The organism is Dactylosporangium sp. NPDC051485 (assembly GCF_040682015.1).
In the GTDB taxonomy this organism is placed as follows: Bacteria; Actinomycetota; Actinomycetes; order Mycobacteriales; family Micromonosporaceae; genus Dactylosporangium.
Window position 1 is genome coordinate 88,500 of the sequence record NZ_JBFAZW010000021.1, and the last position, 21,823, is coordinate 110,322.

The window sequence follows — 21,823 nt, forward strand, 5'->3', positions numbered from 1 at the left end:
GGCGGCCCGGACCCCGGGTCCGGGCCGCCGCCCGCGCGCGTCAGGACTTGGTGAGGGAGATGGTGTCGAGGGCGACGCCGCACTGGCTGTGGTCCGCGGTGGCGTCGGTGAAGGCGAGCGTGGCCGTGGGGCCGGTCGCCGTGACCTGGACCTGATGGCGGGTCCAGCCCATGTTGGTGCCGTCGTGGCCGGTCGTGTCGAAGGTGGTGGTGGCCGCCGTGGCGCCGTTCCAGGTGACCGTCAAGGTCTTGAGCGGCTGGCCACAGACGGGGTTGCCGGCCTGGTACCAGCTCAGGACGTAGGTGGTGCCGGCCGTGGTGGGCACGGTCTGGGTGATCGTGCCGGAGGAGGAGCCGGCCAGGTCCAGCGACTGGGTGCCGTCCTGGGCCGCCCAGTAGCTGCCGACCTGGTCGACGCTGCCCGTCACCGTCCAGCCGGGCATGGCGGTGGAGCCGTCGCCGTACTCGGCGAAGCTGCCGACGTCGTCCGGGCCCTCGAAGCCGCCGTTGGTCACGAGCTCGCCCGCGGCCGGCGGGGCCACGGCGACGGTCTGGGACTTCGCGGCGGACAGCGCCGTCGCCGCGTTGCCGGTCAGGCCGACGTCGAGGATGCAGTCGCCGAGGTACGCCGGATCCGTCACCCCGGCCGCCTGGCAGGTGGCGGTGGCGGCCTGCCGCACGGCGGCGGACAGGTCGGCGACGGTCGCGACGGCGGACGGGAACGTGCGGTCGGTGAACGTCGCCGTGCTCTGCCCGGCGGCGTAGTCGAACAGCGACTCCGCCTGGGTGATCCGCCAGCTCTCCGAGTACGCGCCGTAGAGCTGCGCCGCGGTGGCCGGGTAGGGCAGCGCCGCACCGGCCCGGGTCACGAGGTCGTCCGAGGGATCGCGGTTGGCGTTGCCGAGCAGCCCGCTGACGTGGCCGGCCCGCGCGGACGAGAGCCCGACGGACAGGTCGAGGTAACCCCCGCCGGCGTAGCTCACGATCGCGAAGGTGCCGTCCGGCCACGTCATGGTCGCCCGCCGGGAGCCGGTGTCATTGGCGAGCGTGCCGCCGCCCGGCAGCGTCGTCGAGGCGGCGGTGACGCCCTTGCCGTCGACCGTCGTGGTCACGGCGGAGCCGCCGGTGGCGAGGTACACCGCCGCGCGGTGCCCGGCGACCTGGAACGCCGCCGCGGTGTTGCCGGCGACGGTCCGCGACGTGCCGGCCCACGGCGCCTGGCGCACCTGCACGGCGAAGTCGTCGCGGTCGGAGCGCGCCGCGATGAACTCGCCGACCTGCTGGAAGTCGTAGTGCGCGCCGTCGAACGTGGTCAGGTGCGGGTCGCCGGAGGTGGTGGCGTCGCCGCCGCTGCACTGCCGGACGGCCTGCCAGGCCGAGTTGTCGGCCGACCAGGCGTCGCCCAGGGCCTTGCGAGCCGCCGCGTCGGCGTCCTGGGCCTTCTTCAGCGCATCGTTGGCGGCGTCGAGCTCCTTCTGCCGCTGTCCGTGTGCCGCGGCGGTGTCCTTGACCGCCTGGAACGCGGCGCGGTAGCGGCGCTCGAGGTCGGGCAGCCGCCGCATCGCGTCGTCGTGCTCGGGCTTGCGCCGGGAAAGCTCCAGCTCGTCGAAGAGCATCTTGCCCAGCGCCGCGGTCAGCGCGAACGCGATGCCGATCTCCTGCAGCGGCGCCCGTACCTTCTGCAGCAGCTCGATCATCGCGGCGGCCTGCCCCAGCACCGGGATCAGCCTGGTGAGGGCGTACACGACCGATCCGGTCTTGACCGAGCTCGCCGAGTGCTCCACCCCGTCGTCGACGCGGTCGAATATCTGGTTGAGCTGCTGCTCGACCGGGTTGCCCTCCTGCGGGAGGCCGGTCTTCAGGGTGCCGAGCAGCTGCTGAGCCGCCGCCGCGTCGGTGCTGACGGCGTTCAGCGTCCGGTCGTAGGCGGCGATCGCGGCCTTGGCGTCGTTGAGGGCCTTCGTCGCCGCGTCCAGCTCCTGGGTGGCCCGGTCGCTGGCGGTGGTGCTCTGGTCGTACGCCTTCTGGGCCTGTTGCTGGGCCTGCTCGGCCTTGCCGAGGGCGGCCTCGGCCTGGAGATACGCCGCCTCGGCCGCGGCCAGCTGCTGCTCGCTGTGCTGCAGCTGCTGCGTCACCGTCGTGCAGTCGACCGCGCCGGCGGCGTGGGCTTCGCCGGGCACGAGTGCCCCCACCATGGCGGCGACGGCCACCGACGCGGTGATGGCGCGCAGGGTTCTTCTCCGCGTGTACATGCGCATGCTGTCCCCCCAGCGGAAACAGAGGTCGGCCTGGATGCCGACGCGCATATCGTTCGCGGGGCGGGTGGCGCCCTACAAGGGCGCAGCATGCGATATGGCGGCCCGGTCGCCGCCCTTGGCCTTTCGGCCCCGTCATACCGGTTCGCTATTGCCGCCGGCAATGCTTTTGCGCCGCTCCGGCCCAATTCCCGCTATGCGAGGTTTGCCGGCGCCGTTATCCGCGGCGCTGCCGAAGCCGAGCCAGGGCTTCCTGCAGGATGGCCTCGCCGTCCGCGTCGGAGCGGCGCTCCTTCACGTACGCGAGGTGCGACTTGTAGGGCTCGGGCTGGGGCCGCTGCGGCGGGGCCTGCTCGTCCTGGCCCGCCGGGAGGCCGCAGCGCGGGCAGTCCCAGGTGGCCGGGGGCGTGATCTCGGCGGCGAAGGCCGGGGAGGTCTCGTGGCCGTTGACGCAGAAGTAGGTGATGCTGCGCCGAGGGGCCTGCTCGCCGCGCTCGGCCCAGCGTATGGGGCCGGAGCCGACTCGGGTCCCGCGGATGGCGTTGCCAGCTGCCACGATTACTCGCTCCTGTTCGTCGGGGGGCGCGACGTCGTGCGGAGGCAGGAGTGTGGGCGAAAACACCTGCGCGCGGTCACTCTACCGACCGCGCGCAGGTGAGGAACATCCCGGGGTGCTGGCTCAGGCGCCGCCGCTCTCGACGATCTTCAGCCAGAGGCCGAGGCCCACGATGCAGGCGAACCAGATGATGCCGACCAGCAGGGTGTAGCGGTCGAGGTTCTTCTCGGCGACCGAGGAGCCGGCAAGGCTGGACGAGACACCGCCGCCGAACATGCTCGACATGCCGCCACCCTTGCCGCGGTGCAGGAGCACGAGCAGGGTCAGCAGCACGCTGGTGATGACCAGCAGCACGATCAGGGTGTAGGCGAACGCCGTCATGGCGCGGTCGTCCTCTCGGTGGGCGGTCTCTGAGCTGTACCGGACGGAAGCTTACTAGGCGAGGCCGAGTGCGCACAGGTCGGGCTGGCCGAACTGCGGGTGGATGAAGCCGCCGCGGACGTTCGAGCCGGCCATGCGCAGGGACTTCATGTAGACGATCGGGATCGTCACGGCCTTCTCGGCGATCTTCTGGTCCAGTTCGCCCCACTCCCGGTACTGCCGGTCCGGCACCGACTCGGCCAGCGCGGCCGAGATGGCCTCGTTGACCTCGGGGTCGTCGAGCAGGCCGAAGTCCTGGTTGTTGGTCGCGTTGGCCTTGGTCGGGATCAGCCGGCCGTCGAAGAGCGGCGGGATGACCGCGGAGCCGTTCGCCCAGTCCGGGATCCAGCCGGCCCACAGCAGGTCGTTGGTGTTCGCCGGGTTGCCGATGACGTCGAAGTACGTCTCCGGGTCGATCCCATTGATCTTGACCTGGATGCCGATCCGCTGGTAGCTCTCCACGATCGTGGTGGCCAGGCGGCGGATGTCCTTCTGGTCCGGGATCGACAGGGTGAGCGTGGCCGGGCAGGGCTGGCCGGCATTCTTGGCCTCGTCCATCAGCTTGATCGCCACGTCGGGCTTGCCCTCGAGGTTGTTCGCGCTGTCGTAGAGGTCGAAGTCCTTGTGAGCCTTCAGCTGCGGGGCGATCATCGTGGTCGCGTAGTCGCCGTAGACCGAGCCGCCGGCGGCCGCGCGGAACTTGCGCTTGTCGAAGGCGTAGATGAGGGCCTGGCGGCACTGCAGGGACGGGATCCGCCTGCTGTTGATCGCGAGGTAGCGGATGCCGCCGTAGCTGCCCTGCACGGCCCGGGCGGACAGCTCCGGGTCGTTGACGACCTGCTGCACGAAGTTGGGCGCGACGTTCTTGTCCAGGTCGATCGTGTCGGCGAAGTCGCCGTCGCTGGTGATCAGGTTGGACGTGACGGTCGGCAGGTCGCCGTCGGCCTCGATGACGATCTTCTCGGGGTAGGCCTTGCGGACGGTGTCGGTCCTGGCGTCCCAGTAGGAGTTGCGCACGAGCACCAGCTGCTGGTCGGTGGCCTCCTGCAGCTTGTACGGCCCGTTGGAGAACGGCTTCCTGTCGTAGTCGTTCTTGGTGTCCTGCTTGGGCGGGACGGGGGCGAAGAGCGACATCGCCACCGTGTACCCGAAGTCGCCGATCGGCTGGTTCAGTACGAATCGGATGTTCTTGGCGTCCACGCACTGCACGGACTGCAGGCCCTTGCCGCCGTTGTTGCCGCCGACGAAGGGGCCGGCGTAGCCGTCCGTGCCGGCGAGGTAGATCTTGGCGTACGGCTGGGCCACCGAGAACAGGCCGGAGAAGCTGCGCTCGACGCCGTACTTGACGTCGGCGCAGGTGATCGGGGTGCCGTCCTCCCAGCGCACGTCGTCCTTGAGCTGGAAGTCCCAGACCCGGTTGCCCTCGCTCGGGCGGCCGGCGTCGGTGGCGAGGTCGCCCACGATCTCGCTGGCGGCCGCGCCCGGCTCGGAGCGGAACGTGGTGAGCGTGCGAGAGACGAGCCGGCTGATGTTGGCCTCGGTGGCCGTGGCGACCCGCTGCGGGTCGAGGTGCGACGGCTTGGCGCTCACCACGACGCGGAGCGTGCCGCCCTGCTTCGGCGGCTGGGGCCCGTGCTTCGCGTCGGCGTCGCCGCACCCAGCGGCTGCCAGCAGCGCCAGTCCGGCAAACGTCGCGAAAAGGGCACGCCGGCGGCGCCTGTCGAACAACATGCTCGTCCTCACGGCGCGGCCCGCGGGAGGGATCACCCGTTCGTGGCGGATGAGCCGGCGCCCGATGGCTCGTCGCCAGGTCAAGGGGTGGTGGACCCCGCCACTCTAGGCGCCGGTGGACGGCCGCGGAACAGGGAGTGGCCCGCACAACAGAGCGTCGCGCGACCTGCGAGAGGCCGCGCGACGCTGGGTGTTTCCGCTGTTACCGGACCTACTTGCCGAGACGGACAATCCGGGCAAAGCCCTCGGCGTCGATGCTCGCGCCGCCCACGAGGGCGCCGTCGATGTCGGGCTGCTCGATGATCGCCGCGACGTTGTCGTGCTTCACCGAGCCGCCGTAGAGGATGCGCACCCGGTCGGCGATGCCGCCGGAGTACTTCTCGGCCAGCCGGGTGCGGATCGCCCCGATGACCTCCTGCGCGTCCTGCGGCGTGGCCACCTTGCCGGTGCCGATCGCCCAGACCGGCTCGTACGCGATGACGATCTTCTCGACCTCGTCGGTCTTGATCTTCTCCAGGCCGGCGTCGAGCTGCGCGAGGGTGTAGCCCACGTGCTCGCCGGCCTCGCGGATCTCGAGGCCCTCGCCGATGCACAGGATCGGGGCGATGCCGTTGGCCAGCGCCGCCTTCACCTTGGCGTTGACCAGGGCGTCGTCCTCGCGGTGGTACTGCCGGCGCTCCGAGTGCCCGACGACCACGTACTGGCAGCCGAGCTTGGCCAGCATGGCCCCCGACACCTCGCCGGTGTAGGCGCCCGAGACGTGCGCGGAGATGTCCTGCGCCCCGTAGCCGATCAGCAGCTTGTCACCGTCGACCAGCGTCTGGATGCTGCGGATGTCCACGAACGGCGGCAGGACGACCGCCTCCACGTCGTTGAGCTGCTGCTCGTTGAGCGTGAAGGCCAGCTTCTGCACCAGCGAGATCGCCTCGAGGTGGTTCAGGTTCATCTTCCAGTTGCCGGCCATCAGCGGCCGGCGTCCGGTTACCTCTGCCATGGCTCAGCCCTCCAGCGCGGCGATGCCGGGCAGGGTCTTGCCCTCGAGGAACTCGAGGGACGCGCCGCCGCCGGTGGAGATGTGGCTGAAGCCGTCCTCGGGGATGCCCAGCGCCCGCACGGCCGCGGCCGAGTCGCCGCCGCCGACGACCGTGAAGCCGTCGACCTTGGTGATCGCCTCGGCGACGCCCCGGGTGCCGGCCGCGAACGGCGCCAGCTCGAACACGCCCATCGGGCCGTTCCAGAAGACGGTCTTCGCGCCGTCCAGAGCGGCCGTGAACGCCGCCACCGACTCGGGGCCGATGTCCAGGCCGAGCTCCTCGGCCGGGATGGCGTCCACGCCGACCGTCTGCGTCGCCGCGTCGGCCGCGAACTTGTCCGCGGTCACCACGTCGGTCGGCAGCACGATCTTGTCGCCGCCGCGCTGCAGCAGGTCCTTGCAGGTGTCGACCATCTCGTCCTGCAGCAGGCTCTTGCCGACCTCGTGGCCCTGGGCCTTGAGGAAGGTGAAGCACATGCCGCCGCCGATGAGCAGCTTGTCGACCTTCGGCAGCAGCGCCTCGATGACGGCGAGCTTGTCGGAGACCTTCGAGCCGCCGAGCACGACGACATACGGCTTCTCGGCCACGCCGGTGAGCTTCGAGAGGACCTCGAGCTCCTTGGCGACCAGGTAGCCGCTGTAGTGCGGCAGGAGCGCGGCCACGTCGTACACGCTGGCGTGCTTGCGGTGCACGGCGCCGAACGCGTCGTCGACGTAGACGTCGCCGTGCGCGGCCAGCTCCTGCGCGAACGCCTTGCGCTCGCCCTCGTCCTTGCTGGTCTCCCCCGCGTTGAAGCGGAGGTTCTCCAGCAGCACCAGGTCGCCGTCGGCCCCGTCACCGAAGGCCACCGGCGCGCCCAGCAGCTCGCCGAGGCGGGCGGCGACGGGCGCGAGGGTGTACTTCGGGTCGGGCGCGCCCTTCGGGCGGCCCAGGTGCGACATGACGGTGATCTTGGCCGCGCCGGCCTCACGCAGGGCGTTGATGGTCGGCAGCACGGCGCGGATGCGCCCGTCGTCGGTGATCTTGTCTCCGTCGAGCGGAACGTTCAGGTCGGCGCGCAGCAGCACGCGCCGACCGGCGACGCCCTCGCTCAGGAGGTCGTCGAGCGTCTTCACAGGCCGGTGCCGACCAGGGTGACGGCGTCGACGAGACGGTTGCTGTAGCCCCACTCGTTGTCGTACCAGCCGACGACCTTGACCTGGTTGCCGATGACCTTGGTCAGGCCCGCATCGAAGATGCACGACGCCGGGTCGGTCACGATGTCGGTGGAGACGATCGGGTCCTCGGTGTAGACCAGGATGCCGCGCAGCGCGCCCTCGGCGGCCGCCTTGATCGCGGCGTTGACCTCGTCGACCGTGGTCTCGCGGCCGACGGTGACCGTGAGGTCGGTCGCCGAGCCGGTCGGGACCGGCACGCGCAGCGCGTAGCCGTCGAGCTTGCCCTTGAGCTCGGGGATGACCAGGCTGATCGCCTTGGCGGCACCGGTCGAGGTCGGCACGATGTTCAGCGCGGCGGCGCGGGCGCGGCGCAGGTCCTTGTGCGGGCCGTCCTGCAGGTTCTGGTCCTGGGTGTAGGCGTGGATCGTGGTCATGAGGCCACGCTCGATGCCGAACGTGTCGTTGATGACCTTCGCCATCGGGGCCAGGCAGTTCGTGGTGCACGAAGCGTTCGAGATGATCGTGTGCTTCGCCGGGTCGTACTGGTGCTCGTTGACGCCGAAGACGATCGTCAGGTCCTCGTTCTTGGCCGGCGCCGAGATGATGACCTTCTTGGCCCCGCCCGCCACGTGGACCTTGGCCTTCTCCGCGTCGGTGAAGATGCCGGTCGACTCGATGACGACGTCGGCACCCAGCTCGCCCCAGGGCAGCTTCGACGGGTCGCGCTCGGCGAGCGCCTTGAAGGTCTTGCCCGCGACGGTGATCTCGTCCGCGGTCGCCTTGACCTCCTCGCCCAGGCGGCCGAGGATGCTGTCGTACTTCAGCAGGTGCGCCAGCGTCGCGTTGTCGGTCAGGTCGTTCACGCCGACAACCTCGATGTCCGCGCCCTTGGCCAGGGCAGCACGGAAGAAGTTGCGGCCGATACGGCCGAAGCCGTTGATGCCAACCCGGATGGTCACTTCGACACATCTCCTCGTCAGGTCGCGCCCCGGCCGATGTTTGCCGGCGCCGGGCGCCAGATGAGTGTTATTGGCTCGCCCACCCTGGTCCCGCCAGTCCGGCGTTGTTTAGCGGCGGCGATCGAACAGCGAGGAGCGACCCGAGTCGGCCTCATCGCCGAACAACTGGAACCCTATCGTCTCGAACCGGTCACGATCCCGCCGGGGTGTCGGAGCACACGTTTCCAGAACGTGATCACTCCGTTTCGCGCAGCCGGGGCGCCGTTGCCCCCGGCGGCGCCGCTGTGCCGATGGACGGGCGGCCTTCAGCCGACGAGCATTTCGGGCGTGACCGCGGACTCGGTGTCCGGAATGCCCAGGTCCCGGGCCCGCTTGTCGGCCAGGGCCAGCAGGCGGCGAATCCGCCCCGCGATCGCGTCCTTGGTCAGCGGCGGGTCGGCCAGCGCCCCCAGCTCCTCCAGCGAGGCCTGCCGGTGCTCCAGCCGCAGCGTGCCGGCGCTGGACAGGTGATCGGGCGCCGTGTCGGCGAGGATCTCCATCGCCCGCGCCACCCGCGCCGCCGCGGCCACCGCCGCCCGCGCCGACCGGCGCAGGTTGGCGTCGTCGAAGTTGGCCAGCCGGTTCGCGGTCGCCCGCACCTCCCGGCGCACCCGCCGCTCCTCCCACGTCAGCACGCTCTGGTGCGCCCCGATGCGGGTCAGCAGCGCCGCGATCGCGTCGCCGTCCTTGACCACGACCCGGTCGACCCCGCGCACCTCGCGGGCCTTCGCGGTGATCCCGATCCGCCGCGCCGCCCCGACCAGCGCGAGCGCCGCCTCGGGCCCCGGGCAGGTGATCTCCAGCGCGCAGCTGCGCCCCGGCTCGGTCAGCGACCCGTGGGCCAGGAACGCGCCGCGCCACGCCGCCACGGCGCAGCACATGTTGGCCGACACGACGTGCGGCGGCAGCCCGCGCACCGGCCGCCCGCGCACGTCGAGCAGGCCGGTCTGGCGCGCGAGGGCCTCGCCGTCCTTGACCACGCGCACGATGAAGTGGCTGGCCTTGCGCAGCCCGCCGGAGGCCAGGACGTGAATCTCGCTGCCGTACCCGTACACCTCCGACACCTCGCGCCGCAGCCGCCGGGCGGCCGCGTTGGTGTCGAGCTCGGCCTCCACGACCACCCGCCCGGAGACGATGTGCAGTCCACCGGCGAATCGCAGCAGCGCCGCCATCTCGGCGCGCCGGCAGCAGGGCTTCGCCACGTCCACCCGGCTCAGCTCGTCCTTGACCGCAGCGGTCATCGCCATTCTGTCGTCACCTCGCGGTTCGTGTTCAGCGTCGCGTCGTGTGGTGCATTCATGTCAGCGTGTCCATCTAGCCGGTGTCCGTCTAGCTGGACGTTCATGCGGTGCCCGCCCGGGTCGGGCCGTGCTGTGCGGCCCCGGCGCGGGCCCCGTTCCCGGCGTGCCCCGCTCCCGGGCCACCCCCGTTCACGCCGGCACGGCCGGTCGCGGCAATGCCGACGGCGCGCACCCCCGCGCTGGCGTCCCCAGCGCCGCCGGGGCGGGCGCGCAGGAGGGGCCGCAGCGCCGCCGCCAGTGCCTGCGGGTCGTGCCGGGGGGCCCCGTCGCCGACCGCCACTGGGGCGAGCACCAGTCGTGCACCCAGCGATTCTGCCGCACGATGGACCGGTTCGGGGTCGCCTACGGCTTTCCCATCGGCAAGAACTACATCGACCTGCAGCCCGGGTAGGTAACGATGCAGCGCCGCGAGGTGCTCCGGCAGGGTCAGCCCCGCCGTCTCGCTGTCGGCGGCCAGATTGAGCGTGACCAGCCGCTGCGCCCGGCTTTCCCGGATCGCCGCCGCCAGCCCCGGCACCAGCAGGTGCGGGATCACGCTGGTGAACCACGACCCCGGCCCGAACAGCAGCCAGTCCGCGTCCAGCACCGCCTGCACCGCCTCGGCGCACGCCTCGGGCTCGGCCGGCGTCAACCGCACCCGGTCGATGGTCTTCGCCGTGACCGCCACCTCGTGCTGACCGCGCACGGTGACCACTTCGCCACCCTCGGACAGGTCGGCCTCGATGTGCAGCGGATCGCGGGACATGGGCAGCACCCGCCCCCCGCACCGCAGCATCGCCGCCGCCCGGTCCAGCGCCACGACGGGGTCGCCGGCCATCTCTATCAGCGCGCAGAGCACCAGGTTGCCGACGGGGTGCCCGGCGATGTCGTCCGCCCCGGCGAACCGGTGCTGGAACAGGTCGGCCGCGGCCGTCTCGTCGGCCAGCGCGGCCAGCGCCTGCCGCAGGTCCCCCGGCGGCAGGATGTCCCGCGTCGCCCGCAGCCGCCCGCTCGAGCCGCCGTCGTCGGCCACGGTCACCACCGCGGTGATGTCGAGCGGCCGTTCCCGCTGCACGATCCGCAGTGCCCGCAGCTTGGCGGACAGCCCGTGCCCCCCGCCGAACGCCACCACCCGCACGGCCTTCCGGCCGCCGTCCCCGCCAGTCATGCCAACTCCCCAGGCCACGCTGCCGGGATGGTCGTGTTCCCGCCCACCGTGCGCCGTGCACTGCGCCGGAGGGCCGGCGTGTTGTCGATCCTGTCCCTCGTTCGGGCCCCCGGCCGCACCGCCGGCCGCGCCACCGATCCGCTTCTGCTGGCGCTCGTCATCCGCGTCCCAGGTCGCACCGCCGGGCCGCTTCTGCTGGCGCTCGTCATTCGCGTCCCAGGTCGCGGTGCTGGGGCGAGGCGGACAGCCGCATGTCGCGCAGGCGCCGGGCCAGTTCCTCGGCGATCGCCACGCTGCGGTGCTTGCCGCCGGTGCAGCCGACGGCGATCGTGAGGTACCGCTTGCCCTCCCGCTCGAAGCCCGGCGCCGTGGCGTTGATCAGCCGCGCGTAGGTCTCCACGAACGTGATCGCCCCGCGCTGCCCGAGCACGTACCGGCTCACGTCCGTCTCCTTGCCGGTGTGCTCGCGCAGCTCCGGCACCCAGTACGGATTCGGCAGGAACCGCGCGTCCAGCACGAAGTCGGCGTCGGGCGGCAACCCGTACTTGAACCCGAAGGACAGCACCGTCACCCGGATCTGGGTCGTGTCCTCCTCGCCGAACATCTCCTCGATGCGCCCGCGCAGCTGGTTGACGTTGAGGTGGCTCGTGTCGATCAGCACGTCGGCCTGCTCGCGCGCCTCCTGCAGCAGCTTGCGCTCGGCCGCGATCCCGTCCGACAGCCGCCCGGCCCCCTGCAGCGGATGCGAGCGCCGCACGCTCTCGAAGCGCCGGATGAGCACCTCGTCGTCGGCGTCGACGAACACCATCCGGGGATTGAACCCGCGCTCGCGCAGCGACTTCACCGCCCCGGGAAGATCCGTCGAGAAGGCGTGGCTGCGCACGTCGAGCACCATGGCCGTCCGCCGCGCGGCCCCCCGCGCGGCGTGCGCGAGCTCGGCCATGTCGAGCAGCAGCGCCTGCGGCAGGTTGTCGACCACGTAGTACCCGACGTTCTCCAGCGCCCGCGCCACCGTGCTGCGGCCGCCGCCGGACACCCCGGTCACGATCACGAGGTCGGTGGTGTTGCGCTCCGGCAGCTCGCCTTCGCCGCCGTCCTCCCGCACACGCCCGAACCCGTCCCCGGACCCGTCCCCGGACCCGCGGCGGAACGCCTCCCCGAGGGACCCGGTCACCGCATCGTCCCGGGACCCGGTCCCCGCCCCTTCGGCATACCCGGCCGCCGCGTCACCGGGCGGCTGAGCGCCGCTGCCGGGCGCGGTGGCGTCTCTCGGCACGTCGCCTTCTCTCGACACGTCGACGAGTTTATGTCCATCGGCTCGCCGCATCGGACAGTCGGTCCATTTGCACTAGTTAGCGGTATCTACGGCTTCCGTCGCCGCCGCCTTTGCTTGATCGAACTTCCCAGCCGAATTCGCCGGTCAACCTGCCATTTCGCCGCCACCGCCCAGCCCACCGACCCGCTCGATCCGCCCAGAACCCGCCGGCCGACCGGGCCGACGCACCCCTCCCAACCGCGCTCCGTCGGCTCAGCCCCCTCCGAACCGCGCCCCGCCGGCTCAACCCGCCCGGCACCTGCCCAGCCGGCTGGCCCCCTCGCAACCGCGCTCCGCCAGCTCGGCCCGCTCCGTCCGACCACCGCCTACCCGGTCGGCTCGATCCGCACGGAACCATGCTCCGCCGACTCGACCTGCTCCGGGACGCCCGCCCCCGACTCGGGCCGGGCATCGTCCAGCTCAGAGGCACCCTCCACCGGCTCGGACCGGGCATCGTCCAGCTCAGAGGCGCCCCCCACCGACTCGGACCGGACATCGTCCAGCTCAGAGGTGCCCCCCACCGGCTCAGGCCGGGCATCGGCTGGCGGCGGGGCGGGAGTCGCGGTCGGGCTGGCGGTGCCCGGCGGGAGGTCGCCGCCGAGGGCGGTCAGGACGGCCTCGGCGGTGCGGCGGCCGATGCCCGGCACCTCGGCGATCTCGTCCAGGCTGGCCGCCTTCAGCCGTTTGAGTGAACCGAAGTGGCGCAGCAGGGCCTTGCGGCGGATCTCGCCCAGGCCCGGAACGGTGTCCAGGGTCGAGGCGGTCATGCGCTTCGAGCGCTTCTGGCGGTGGTAGGTGATCGCGAAGCGGTGGGCCTCGTCGCGGACGCGCTGCAGGAGGTAGAGGCCCTCGGAGGCGCGGGGCAGGATGACCGGGAACTCGTCGTCGGGCAGCCAGACCTCTTCGAGGCGCTTGGCCAGGCCGCAGATGGTGATGTCGTCGATGCCCAGGTCGAGCAGGACCTGGGCGGCCGCCTGGACCTGGGGCTGGCCGCCGTCGACGACGACGAGCTGGGGCGGGTAGGCGAACTTGCGCGGCCGGCCGGTGGTCGGGTCGATGCCGGGGCGGGAGGGGTCGGTGTCGGCGGCCTCGTCGATCTCGACCTTGGCGTCGAGGTAGCGGGCGAAGCGGCGGCGCAGTACCTCGGAGATCGCGGACACGTCATCGGTGGCGCCGTTGATCGCGAAGCGGCGGTATTCGCTCTTGCGCGACAGGCCGTCCTCGAACACCACCATGCTGGCGACCACGTCGGTCCCCTGGATCTGCGACACGTCGTAGCACTCGATGCGCAGCGGCGCGGTCTGCATGCCCAGCGCCTCGGCGATCTCCTCCAGCGCCTTGCTGCGGGTGCTCAGGTCGCCGGCCCGGCGCAGCTTGTGCTGCTGCAGCGCCTGCTCGGCGTTGCGGGCCACCGTCTCGGCCAGGGTCTTCTTGTCGCCGCGCTGCGGCACGCGGATCGCCACCCGGCTGCCGCGCAGCCGGCTCAGCCAGTCGGCCAGCGCGTCGACGTCGGCCGGCAGCTCCGGGACGAGCAGCTCGCGGGGCAGGTCGGCGGCGTCGGCGCCGGCCTCGCTGCCGTAGATCTGGGTGCAGAAGTGGTGGACCAGGTCGCCGGGGGTCAGGTCCTCGGTCTTCTCCACGATCCACCCGCGCTGGCCGCGCACCCGGCCGCCGCGCACGTGGAACACCTGCACCGCCGCCTCGAGCGGGTCGTCGGCGAAGGCGACCACGTCGGCGTCGGTGCCGTCGCCGAGCACCACGGCCTGCTTCTCCATCGCCCGGCGCAGCGCCCCGACGTCGTCGCGCAGCCGGGCCGCCCGCTCGAAGTCCAGCTCGTCGGAGGCCTGGTACATCTCCCGCTCGAGCTGCTTCATCATGGAGTCGGTGCGCCCGGCCATGAAGTCGCAGAAGGCCTCGACGATCTGCCGGTGCTCGTCCTCGCTGACGCGGTCGACGCACGGCGCCGAGCATTTCCCGATGTACCCCAGCAGACAGGGCCTGCCGATCTGCCCGGCCCGCTTGAAGACGCCCGACGAGCAGGTGCGGGCCGGGAACACCCGCAGCAGCAGGTCGAGCACCTCGCGGATGGCCCACGCGTGGGCATACGGCCCGAAGTAGCGCACGCCCTTGCGCTTGGCCCCGCGCATCACCTGCAGCCGCGGGTAGGCCTCGTCGAGCGTCACGGCCAGATACGGATAGCTCTTGTCGTCGCGATACCGGACGTTGAACCGCGGATCGTAGGCCTTGATCCAGTTGTACTCCAGCTGGAGCGCCTCGACCTCGGTGCCGACGGTGACCCAGTCGACCCGCGCCGCGGTGGTGACCATCTGCTGGGTCCGCGAGTGCAGGGTCCACAGGTCGGCGAAGTAGCTGCTGAGCCGCTGCCGCAGGCTCTTGGCCTTGCCCACGTAGATGACCCGCCCGGAGGGGTCGTAGAAGCGGTACACGCCGGGGGTGTCGGGGATGGTTCCCGGTGCGGGTCGATACGTGGACGGGTCAGGCACGGTTCGAGACTATCCGCCGGGTATGACAAAAACGGCGGGGGCCGAAGCAACCTCGGCCCCGCCACAGGATCACACAACATCGTGATATGTCCGAAAAATTCTGAACGCGCCAGCGTTCGGGATTTTTCGTGGCCGCCTCAGGTCGTGAGGTAGATGTCCTCGCCGTCGATGCGCAGCTTCTTCTCCTCCAGCTGCCCCGTCGCCGGCGGGTTCGTCGCCGAGCCGTTCACGGCCGAGAACGTGCTGCCGTGGCACCGGCAGTTGATCGTGTTGTTCGCCACGTCCGAGACGATGCACTGCTGGTGGGTGCAGATCGCCGTGAACGCCTTGAACGTGCCCGCGGCCGGCTGGGTGATGACCGTGCCGCCGCCGTCCGCGACGATCTTGCCGCCGCCGACCGGGACCTCCGACTTCTTCGCCACCGGACCCCCGGGGCTGGAGTTGCCGGCGGTGCTGTTCGATCCGCTGTCGCCTCCGCAGGCGGCGATGACGGACGCGGCCGTCACCCCGACGGCCCCGGCCAGCACCGCGCGGCGGGTCGTGTCGCTCATCAAGCTCCTCCAATGGGTCGTAGGCCCGCAGGCTGCGGCCAGGAATACCCAGAACCCGGAGCGTACGGTTCAATCCTCAACAAAGTCTGAGAATCCAGCGCCAACGCCGCAGCCACGGCGACACGCGGAGCGGCCCTCAGGACCGCACGACGTACCCGCTCTTGACCTCGACCTTGATCCCCTTCAACCCGCGCGGCGCCGGCCCGGAGACCCAGCTGCCGTCGGAGACCTTGAACTTCGAGTTGTGCCGCGGGCACTGGATGATCTGGTTGCCGTCGTACGGCGGATCGACGATCGCCCCCTCGTGCGGGCACGCCGCGTCGTACGCCTTGAACGTCCCCTTCGCCGGCTGGATCACGAGCACCGTGTCCTTGACGATGATCCCGCCGCCGACCGGCACCTCGCCGGTGGCGACCAGCGCGTTCGCGGGCACCTGCGCCCCGCCGCCGCCGTTCGCCCCGGCGGTGTCGTCGAACGGGTTGCCCGTCGTCGGCGCCGCCGCGGGCGTGCTGCTGGCCCCGCCGGAGCCGCCCGCCGCGCCCGGGGCCGGCGAGTCGGCGTCACCGCACCCGGCGACCACGGCGATGCCCAGGGCGCCCGCGCCCAGCAGCAGGGTGCGCCGCGCGGCGGTGGCGCAGGGGTTGAACTCGACCGGCACGTGTCTCCTCCTGAGGTCGGCCTCGCCAGCGGCCACCGTAGCAGCGCAACCTGCGTGCCGATCCCAGGAGGAAGGACCCGTCACGCCCGCTTGGTGGCCGCCTTCTTGGCCGGCGCCTTCTTCGCCGCGGCCTTGGTCGTCGCCTTCGCCGCAGCAGCCTTCGCTGGAGCGGCCTTCGCTGGAGCGGCCTTGGCGGGGGCAGCCTTCGCAGCGGCAGCCTTCGCCACAGCGGCAGCCTTCGCCGGCGCGGCCTTCGCGGTCCTCCTGGCCGCAGGAGCGGGCTTGGCCCCGTTGGCCTGCGCCGCCCGGTCCCGCGCCGCCGGGTCGCCGCTGGCCTCGCCGGACAGCCCGAGCACATGGCGCAGGAACTGCCCGGTGTAGCTCTCCGGCAGCTCGGCCACCTCCTCCGGCGTGCCGGCCGCGACCACGGTCCCGCCCTTGTGCCCGCCCTCGGGGCCCATGTCGATGAGCCAGTCGGCGGTCTTGATGACGTCGAGGTTGTGCTCGATGACGATGACCGTGTTGCCCTTGTCCACCAGCCCCTGCAGCACCAGCAGCAGCTTGCGGATGTCCTCGAAGTGCAGGCCGGTGGTCGGCTCGTCCAGCACATACACGGTCCGCCCGGTCGAGCGCTTCTGCAGCTCCGAGGCGAGCTTCACGCGCTGCGCCTCGCCGCCGGACAGCGTCGGCGCGGGCTGCCCCAGCCGCACGTACCCGAGGCCGACGTCGACCAGCGTCTTGAGGTGCCGGTGGATCGCCGGGATGGCCTCGAAGAAGCCCGCCGCCTCGTCGATGGGCATGTCGAGCACCTCGGAGATGGTGCGCCCCTTGTAGTGCACCTCGAGGGTCTCCCGGTTGTACCGCGCCCCCTTGCAGATCTCGCACGGGACGTACACGTCGGGGAGGAAGTTCATCTCGATCTTGATCGTGCCGTCGCCGGCGCACGCCTCGCAGCGGCCGCCCTTGACGTTGAACGAGAACCGGCCCGGCCCATAGCCGCGGACCTTGGCCTCGGTCGTCTCGGCGAACAGCTTGCGGATGTTGTCGAAGACGCCGGTATACGTCGCCGGGTTGGACCGCGGCGTCCGCCCGATCGGCGACTGGTCCACCCCGACCACCTTGTCGACCAGGTCCAGCCCGGAGATGCGGGTGTGCCGGCCGGGCACGAGCCGCGCGCCGTTGACCGTGTTGGCCAGCACGGCGTGCAGGATGTCGTTGACCAGCGTCGACTTGCCCGACCCGGAGACCCCGGTGACCGCCACCAGCTGCCCGAGCGGGAACGGCACGGTCAGGTTGTGCAGGTTGTGCTCGCGGGCGCCGACCACGACCAGCTCGCGGCCCGGCGTGCGGGGCCGGCGGATCTCCGGCGTCGGGATGCTCCTGCGACCGGACAGATACGCCCCGGTGACCGACTCCTCGGTCGTGATCAGCGCGTCGTACGGCCCGCTGTGCACCACCCGGCCGCCGTGCTCACCGGCGCCGGGGCCGATGTCGACGATCCAGTCGGCGGTGCGGATGGTGTCCTCGTCGTGCTCGACCACGATGAGCGTGTTGCCGAGGCCCTTGAGCCGCACGAGGGTCTCGATGAGCCGGTGGTTGTCGCGCTGGTGCAGGCCGATGCTCGGCTCGTCGAGCACGTAGAGCACCCCGACCAGGCCGGAGCCGATCTGGGTGGCCAGCCGGATGCGCTGGGCCTCGCCGCCGGACAGCGTGCCGGCCGCCCGGTCCAGGGACAGGTAGTCCAGCCCGACGTCGACCAGGAAGCGCAGCCGGGCGTTGATCTCCTTGAGCACCCGCTCGGCGATGAGCTTCTGCCGGTCGGTGAGCGTCATCGCGCCGAGCAGCTCGGCGCACTCCCCCACCGACAGGTTGCAGACGTCGGCGATGCTCTTGCCGGCGATGGTGACCGCCAGGATCTCGGGCTTGAGCCGGGTGCCGCCGCAGGTGCCGCAGGGCACGTCGCGCATGTACCCCTCGTACTTGTCCCGCGACCAGTCGCTCTCGGTGTCGCCGTGGCGCCGCTCGATCCACTGCACCACGCCCTCGAAGCCGGTGTAGTAGGAGCGCTCGCGGCCGTACTTGTTGCGATACCGCACGTGCACCTGGTCTTCGGACCCGTGCAGGATCGCCTTCTGCCCGCGGGAGGAGATCGCCCGCCAGGGGGTGTCGAGGTCGAACCCCTCCTCGTCGCCGAGCGCGTCGAGCAGGCGCAGGAAGTATTCCAGCGTGTGCCCGGTCGCCCAGGGCGCGACCGCCCCCTCGCGCAGCGTGCGCTCCGGGTCGGGGACGATGAGCTCGGGGTCGACCTCCTTCTTGGTGCCGATGCCGGTGCAGTCCGGGCAGGCGCCATAGGGTGCGTTGAACGAGAACGAGCGGGGCTCGAGGTCCTCGATCGACAGCGGGTGCTCGTTGGGGCAGGCGAGGTGCTCGGAGAAGAGCCGCTCGCGGTGCTCGTCGTCCTCGGGCAGGTCGACGAACTCGAGGATCACGATGCCGGCGGCGAGCTTCAGCGCGGTCTCGACCGAGTCGGTGAGCCGCTGCTTGGCCGAGGCCTTCACCGCGAGCCGGTCGACGACCACCTCGATGGTGTGCTTCTCCTGCTTCTTGAGCTTCGGCGGCTCCGTCAGCGGGTGCACGACGCCGTCGACCCGGGCCCGCGCGTAGCCCTTGGACTGCAGCTCGGCGAACAGGTCGACGTATTCCCCCTTGCGCCCCCGCACCACCGGCGCGAGCACCTGGAAGCGGGTGCCCTCGTCCATGGCCAGCACCCGGTCGACGATCTGCTGGGGCGTCTGCTTGGTGATCGCCTCGCCGCAGACCGGGCAGTGCGGCTCGCCGATGCGCGCGTAGAGCAGCCGCAGGTAGTCGTAGACCTCGGTGATCGTGCCGACCGTCGAGCGCGGGTTGCGCGAGGTCGACTTCTGGTCGATCGACACGGCCGGGGACAGGCCCTCGATGAAGTCGACGTCGGGCTTGTCCATCTGGCCGAGGAACTGGCGCGCATAGGAGGAGAGCGACTCGACATACCGCCGCTGCCCCTCGGCGAAGATCGTGTCGAACGCCAGGCTCGACTTGCCCGAGCCGGACAGCCCGGTGAACACGATCATCGCGTCGCGCGGCAGGTCGAGACTGACGTCGCGAAGGTTGTGCTCGCGCGCGCCACGAATGATCAACCGGTCCGACATGCTTCCCCTCGGCGATGAGAACTGAACACCAGTACGGATGCCAGGGGCAACTCTAGCCACGGGGTATGACATTTTTTGCGCCCCACCGGCCCGAGGGCTCCCTCGAACGGGGGATACCCGCCAGCTAGGGCCGGGCCGGCCGTCTGCGTTCGCGGCTTTCCCGGCGCACCCGCCGTACCGCTGCAAGCATCTGCTCTTTCTGCAGTTTCTGCCAGCTCGCATAGCGCCGGGGGCTCAGCTCGCCGTCCTCGACCGCGGCCCGGACCGCGCAGTCCGGCTCGTCGGCGTGCCGGCAGTCCTGGAAGCGGCAGTCCTGCGCGAGCAGCGTCACATCCTCGAAGGCCCGGTCCAGGCCGGCCACGGTGTCGAACATGCCGACCAGGCGGACGCCGGGGGTGTCCAGCACGGCGCCGCCGCCCGGCATCGGGACCAGCGCCCGGTACGTGGTGGTATGCCGGCCCCGTCCGTCGGCCCGCAGCGCCCGGGTGCGCATCACCGTGGCCCCCGCGAGCGCGTTGACCAGGCTGGACTTGCCCGCCCCGGACTGCCCGAGCAGCCCGAGCGTGCGGCCGTGCGCGACCAGCGGGCGCAGGGCGTCCAGGCCCAGCCCGGTGCGGGTGCTGACGGCGTGCACGCTGACGCCGGAGGCGCGCCCCGGCATCTGCGCCGCCAGCGCCTCGGGGTCGGCGGCCAGATCGGCCTTCGTCAGTACGAGATAAGGTTTCGCCCCCGACTCCCAGGCCAGCGCCAGCAGGCGCTCGATGCGCCCGAGGTCGGGCGAGGGGTCGACGGGCTCGACCACCGCGACGGCGTCGATGTTGGCCGCCAGCACCTGGCCGAAGGACTCCTCACCGGCCACCGCGCGGACGATCGCCGTGCGCCGGGGCAGCACCGCCTCGGCCGTCAGCCGCCCGTCCGGCCAGGTGCGCACGACCAGCCAGTCCCCCGCACAGGGCAGGGCGCCGGGGTCGCGCGCGGCCCGGGCCAGCAGCCCGCCGGCCAGGCTCGCCCGGACCGGCCCGTCCGCCGCGAGCGCGGTACAGACACCCCGGTCGACGCGGCTCACCCGCGCCGGCCGCTGCCCCGGCAGGGCGAACCCGCGCCCGAACTCCGCGGCGAAGGTGTCGTCCCACCCGAGGGCGGACAGGTCGATGTCCATATGATCCTTCCGTACCCGTGTTCGACAAAACCACGGTAGGCAGCGCGTCCTGGCCGCGAAACCGAATATCGGGGCTATGGTCAGGGACGTGCTCCCCTCGCATGTGCTGGCCGGCGCCGTCGGACTCCGCCTCGAGCGGGCCGACGTGCAGTGGCACGTCTCCCCCGGGCAGGACGACTCGCTGATGCGCTTCTGGCTGACGTTCAGCGGCATGTCGTACGGCTTCCACGTCGGCGCCGAGGACGAGACCCTGGACGTGATCGTGGAGGAGCGCGGCACCGACGCCGACATGGGCGTCTACGGCCGCCTCGAGGTGCGCGCCGCCGCCGGCCGTGACCCCGCGGCCTTCGCGGTCGGCCAGCGCCTCGTCGTGGTCCATGACCTTTTCGCGGGGTACCTCGGCAAGCCCATCGGCGCGCGACTGAGCTTCGAACGCGTGGACCTCAGCGTCGCCGACTGGGAGGACGAACTGCACTGGGCCGTCGGCGACCTGCCACCCGCGGTGGGTGTCCGCCAGCGTTAAGGTTGTCCGGTGACGGCCGACCCGCTGGTGCTGCACCCCGAGCTGCGACGCGCCACCGCACGACTGCTCGACACGGTCGACGGCCTCGACGACGCGGCGCTGGCCGCCCCGTCGCTGTGCCCGGGCTGGACCCGCGGCCACGTGCTGACCCACCTGGCCCGCAACGCCGACGCGTACGTCAACCTGCTCGCCTGGGCCCGCACCGGCGTGCGCACCCCCGCCTACGCCAGCCCCACGGCCCGCGACGCCGACATCGAGGCCGGCTCGGGCCGGCCCCTCCTCGAACAGCGCGCCGACCTCGCCGCCGCCACGGACCGCCTGGCCGCCGCCATCGACGCCACCCCGGCGGAGGCCTGGTCGGCCACGGTCGCGCTCCCGTCGGGCACCGAGATCCCGGCCGCCCGCCTGGTGTGGTCCCGCATCTGCGAGGTCGAGCTGCACCACGTCGACCTGGCCACCGCCTACGCCCCGTCCGACTGGCCCGAGGCCTTCTCACTGCGCCTGCTGCACGACCCGGCGACCCCGCGCGCCGCCACCCTGCACGCCCCGGACGGCACCGTCCTGCTCGACGTCCCCTCCGCCCCGACCGTCACCGGCCCGCCCCACCTGCTCGCCGCCTGGCTCACGGGCCGCGCGGACGGCACCGGCCTGACCGGCGACCTTCCCGACCTGGAGACCTGGAAATGACCACCGGACTCGAGATCACCAAGCTCTCCGTCGGACCGATGGACAACAACGCGTACCTCTTGCGGTGCCGCACCACCGGCTCGGGCGTCCTCATCGACGCTGCCAACGAGGCCCACCGGCTGCTCGACCTCGTCTCCCCCGGCGGCATCCAGACGGTCGTCACCACCCACCGGCACGCCGACCACTGGATGGCGCTGGAGGAGGTGGTGGCCGCGACGGGCGCCTCGTCTCTGGCCCACCCGGCCGACGCCCCGGAGATCCCGGTCGTCACCGGCACCCTGGACGAGGGCGACACCCTGAAGGTCGGCGACTGCGCCCTCGCGGTAATCCACCTGGTCGGCCACACGCCGGGCTCGATCGCCCTGTACTACGCCGAGGAGGGCGGCCACCTCTTCACCGGCGACTCCCTCTTCCCCGGCGGCGTCGGCAACACCCACGGCAACAAGGCCCACTTCGACTCACTGTTCCACGACGTGACCACGAAACTCTTCGACCGCCTGCCGGACGAGGTCACCTTCTACCCCGGCCACGGCAAGAACTCCACCCTCGGCACCGAGCGCCCGTCCCTGAAGGACTGGCGCGAACGCGGCTGGTAGCCCGTCCGCTCGGGACCCCCGACCTGCCTTCCGCCGCACGATCGGCA

General features: G+C 71.7%; 16 protein-coding genes and 2 pseudogenes. 3 read left to right on the forward strand and 15 right to left on the reverse strand.

Going from position 1 to position 21,823, the window contains the following annotated elements:
- Nucleotides 1-40: 40 nt before the first annotated feature.
- The 15 genes and pseudogenes from AB0M46_RS14955 to rsgA form a co-directional block, all read right to left on the reverse strand.
- Nucleotides 41-2,257: a choice-of-anchor C family protein gene (locus tag AB0M46_RS14955; protein ID WP_363336137.1), complete on the reverse strand. Its 2,217-nt coding sequence runs from the start codon at nucleotides 2,255-2,257 to the stop codon at nucleotides 41-43.
- Between the two features lie 214 nt (nucleotides 2,258-2,471).
- Nucleotides 2,472-2,810, reverse strand: coding sequence for an RNA polymerase-binding protein RbpA (locus AB0M46_RS14960; protein ID WP_363336141.1), 339 nt, complete (start codon nucleotides 2,808-2,810; stop codon nucleotides 2,472-2,474).
- 123 nt (nucleotides 2,811-2,933) lie between these two features.
- Nucleotides 2,934-3,191: a preprotein translocase subunit SecG gene (gene secG, locus AB0M46_RS14965; protein WP_363336143.1), complete on the reverse strand. Its 258-nt coding sequence runs from the start codon at nucleotides 3,189-3,191 to the stop codon at nucleotides 2,934-2,936.
- A gap of 54 nt (nucleotides 3,192-3,245) precedes the next feature.
- On the reverse strand, nucleotides 3,246-4,961 hold the full coding sequence (locus AB0M46_RS14970; RefSeq protein WP_363336144.1) for an ABC transporter substrate-binding protein: 1,716 nt from the start codon (nucleotides 4,959-4,961) through the stop codon (nucleotides 3,246-3,248).
- A gap of 211 nt (nucleotides 4,962-5,172) precedes the next feature.
- A complete protein-coding gene (gene tpiA / locus AB0M46_RS14975) occupies nucleotides 5,173-5,955 on the reverse strand; it encodes a triose-phosphate isomerase (protein WP_363336146.1) in 783 nt (260 codons plus the stop codon).
- A 3-nt stretch (nucleotides 5,956-5,958) separates the two neighbouring features.
- Nucleotides 5,959-7,110 (reverse strand): phosphoglycerate kinase, encoded by a 1,152-nt coding sequence (locus AB0M46_RS14980; RefSeq protein ID WP_363336148.1) that lies wholly within the window; start codon nucleotides 7,108-7,110, stop codon nucleotides 5,959-5,961.
- On the reverse strand, nucleotides 7,107-8,111 hold the full coding sequence (gene gap / locus AB0M46_RS14985) for a type I glyceraldehyde-3-phosphate dehydrogenase (RefSeq protein ID WP_363336150.1): 1,005 nt from the start codon (nucleotides 8,109-8,111) through the stop codon (nucleotides 7,107-7,109). Before gap ends, AB0M46_RS14980 begins: the two co-directional genes overlap by 4 nt.
- Nucleotides 8,112-8,416: 305 nt before the next feature.
- Nucleotides 8,417-9,397 (reverse strand): DNA-binding protein WhiA, encoded by a 981-nt coding sequence (gene whiA, locus AB0M46_RS14990; protein WP_223102186.1) that lies wholly within the window; start codon nucleotides 9,395-9,397, stop codon nucleotides 8,417-8,419.
- A gap of 259 nt (nucleotides 9,398-9,656) precedes the next feature.
- Nucleotides 9,657-10,598 (reverse strand): annotated as a pseudogene (gene yvcK / locus AB0M46_RS14995) (uridine diphosphate-N-acetylglucosamine-binding protein YvcK); the annotation flags it as partial.
- Between the two features lie 205 nt (nucleotides 10,599-10,803).
- Entirely contained in the window at nucleotides 10,804-11,703 is a 900-nt protein-coding gene (gene rapZ, locus AB0M46_RS15000) for an RNase adapter RapZ (RefSeq protein WP_363336190.1), read from the reverse strand.
- A 536-nt stretch (nucleotides 11,704-12,239) separates the two neighbouring features.
- The gene (gene uvrC / locus AB0M46_RS15005) at nucleotides 12,240-14,417 is read right to left on the reverse strand and encodes an excinuclease ABC subunit UvrC (RefSeq protein ID WP_363336152.1); all 2,178 of its coding nucleotides are present in this window, start codon (nucleotides 14,415-14,417) and stop codon (nucleotides 12,240-12,242) included.
- Nucleotides 14,418-14,554: 137 nt separating this feature from the next.
- Nucleotides 14,555-14,968, reverse strand: coding sequence for a Rieske (2Fe-2S) protein (locus tag AB0M46_RS15010; protein ID WP_363336154.1), 414 nt, complete (start codon nucleotides 14,966-14,968; stop codon nucleotides 14,555-14,557).
- Between the two features lie 136 nt (nucleotides 14,969-15,104).
- Nucleotides 15,105-15,626, reverse strand: coding sequence for a Rieske (2Fe-2S) protein (locus AB0M46_RS15015; RefSeq protein ID WP_363336156.1), 522 nt, complete (start codon nucleotides 15,624-15,626; stop codon nucleotides 15,105-15,107).
- Nucleotides 15,627-15,859: 233 nt separating this feature from the next.
- Nucleotides 15,860-18,811: pseudogene (uvrA, locus tag AB0M46_RS15020) on the reverse strand (excinuclease ABC subunit UvrA); the annotation flags it as partial.
- Nucleotides 18,812-18,935: 124 nt separating this feature from the next.
- Nucleotides 18,936-19,970 (reverse strand): ribosome small subunit-dependent GTPase A, encoded by a 1,035-nt coding sequence (rsgA, locus tag AB0M46_RS15025; RefSeq protein ID WP_363336158.1) that lies wholly within the window; start codon nucleotides 19,968-19,970, stop codon nucleotides 18,936-18,938.
- Between the two features lie 88 nt (nucleotides 19,971-20,058).
- Between rsgA and AB0M46_RS15030 the strand changes: the two genes are divergently transcribed.
- From AB0M46_RS15030 to AB0M46_RS15040, 3 genes are read left to right on the forward strand one after another with little or no spacing between them, the layout of a single operon-like run.
- Nucleotides 20,059-20,493 (forward strand): hypothetical protein, encoded by a 435-nt coding sequence (locus tag AB0M46_RS15030; RefSeq protein WP_363336160.1) that lies wholly within the window; start codon nucleotides 20,059-20,061, stop codon nucleotides 20,491-20,493.
- Between the two features lie 9 nt (nucleotides 20,494-20,502).
- A complete protein-coding gene (locus tag AB0M46_RS15035; RefSeq protein ID WP_363336162.1) occupies nucleotides 20,503-21,180 on the forward strand; it encodes a maleylpyruvate isomerase family mycothiol-dependent enzyme in 678 nt (225 codons plus the stop codon).
- The gene (locus AB0M46_RS15040; RefSeq protein ID WP_363336164.1) at nucleotides 21,177-21,776 is read left to right on the forward strand and encodes an MBL fold metallo-hydrolase; all 600 of its coding nucleotides are present in this window, start codon (nucleotides 21,177-21,179) and stop codon (nucleotides 21,774-21,776) included. The genes AB0M46_RS15035 and AB0M46_RS15040 overlap by 4 nt, the downstream gene beginning before the upstream one ends.
- Nucleotides 21,777-21,823: the final 47 nt, after the last annotated feature.

Excerpts from the sequence above, each read along its gene's own strand:
- rsgA (WP_363336158.1), bottom strand. The coding sequence starts at position 19,970 with ATGGACATCGACCTGTCCGCCCTCGGGTGGGACGACACCTTCGCCGCG.
- tpiA (WP_363336146.1), bottom strand. The coding sequence starts at position 5,955 with ATGGCAGAGGTAACCGGACGCCGGCCGCTGATGGCCGGCAACTGGAAG.
- AB0M46_RS15040 (WP_363336164.1), top strand. The coding sequence starts at position 21,177 with ATGACCACCGGACTCGAGATCACCAAGCTCTCCGTCGGACCGATGGAC.
- AB0M46_RS15010 (WP_363336154.1), bottom strand. The coding sequence starts at position 14,968 with ATGAGCGACACGACCCGCCGCGCGGTGCTGGCCGGGGCCGTCGGGGTG.
- AB0M46_RS14970 (WP_363336144.1), bottom strand. The coding sequence starts at position 4,961 with ATGTTGTTCGACAGGCGCCGCCGGCGTGCCCTTTTCGCGACGTTTGCC.
- AB0M46_RS14955 (WP_363336137.1), bottom strand. The coding sequence starts at position 2,257 with ATGCGCATGTACACGCGGAGAAGAACCCTGCGCGCCATCACCGCGTCG.
- whiA (WP_223102186.1), bottom strand. The coding sequence starts at position 9,397 with ATGGCGATGACCGCTGCGGTCAAGGACGAGCTGAGCCGGGTGGACGTG.
- secG (WP_363336143.1), bottom strand. The coding sequence starts at position 3,191 with ATGACGGCGTTCGCCTACACCCTGATCGTGCTGCTGGTCATCACCAGC.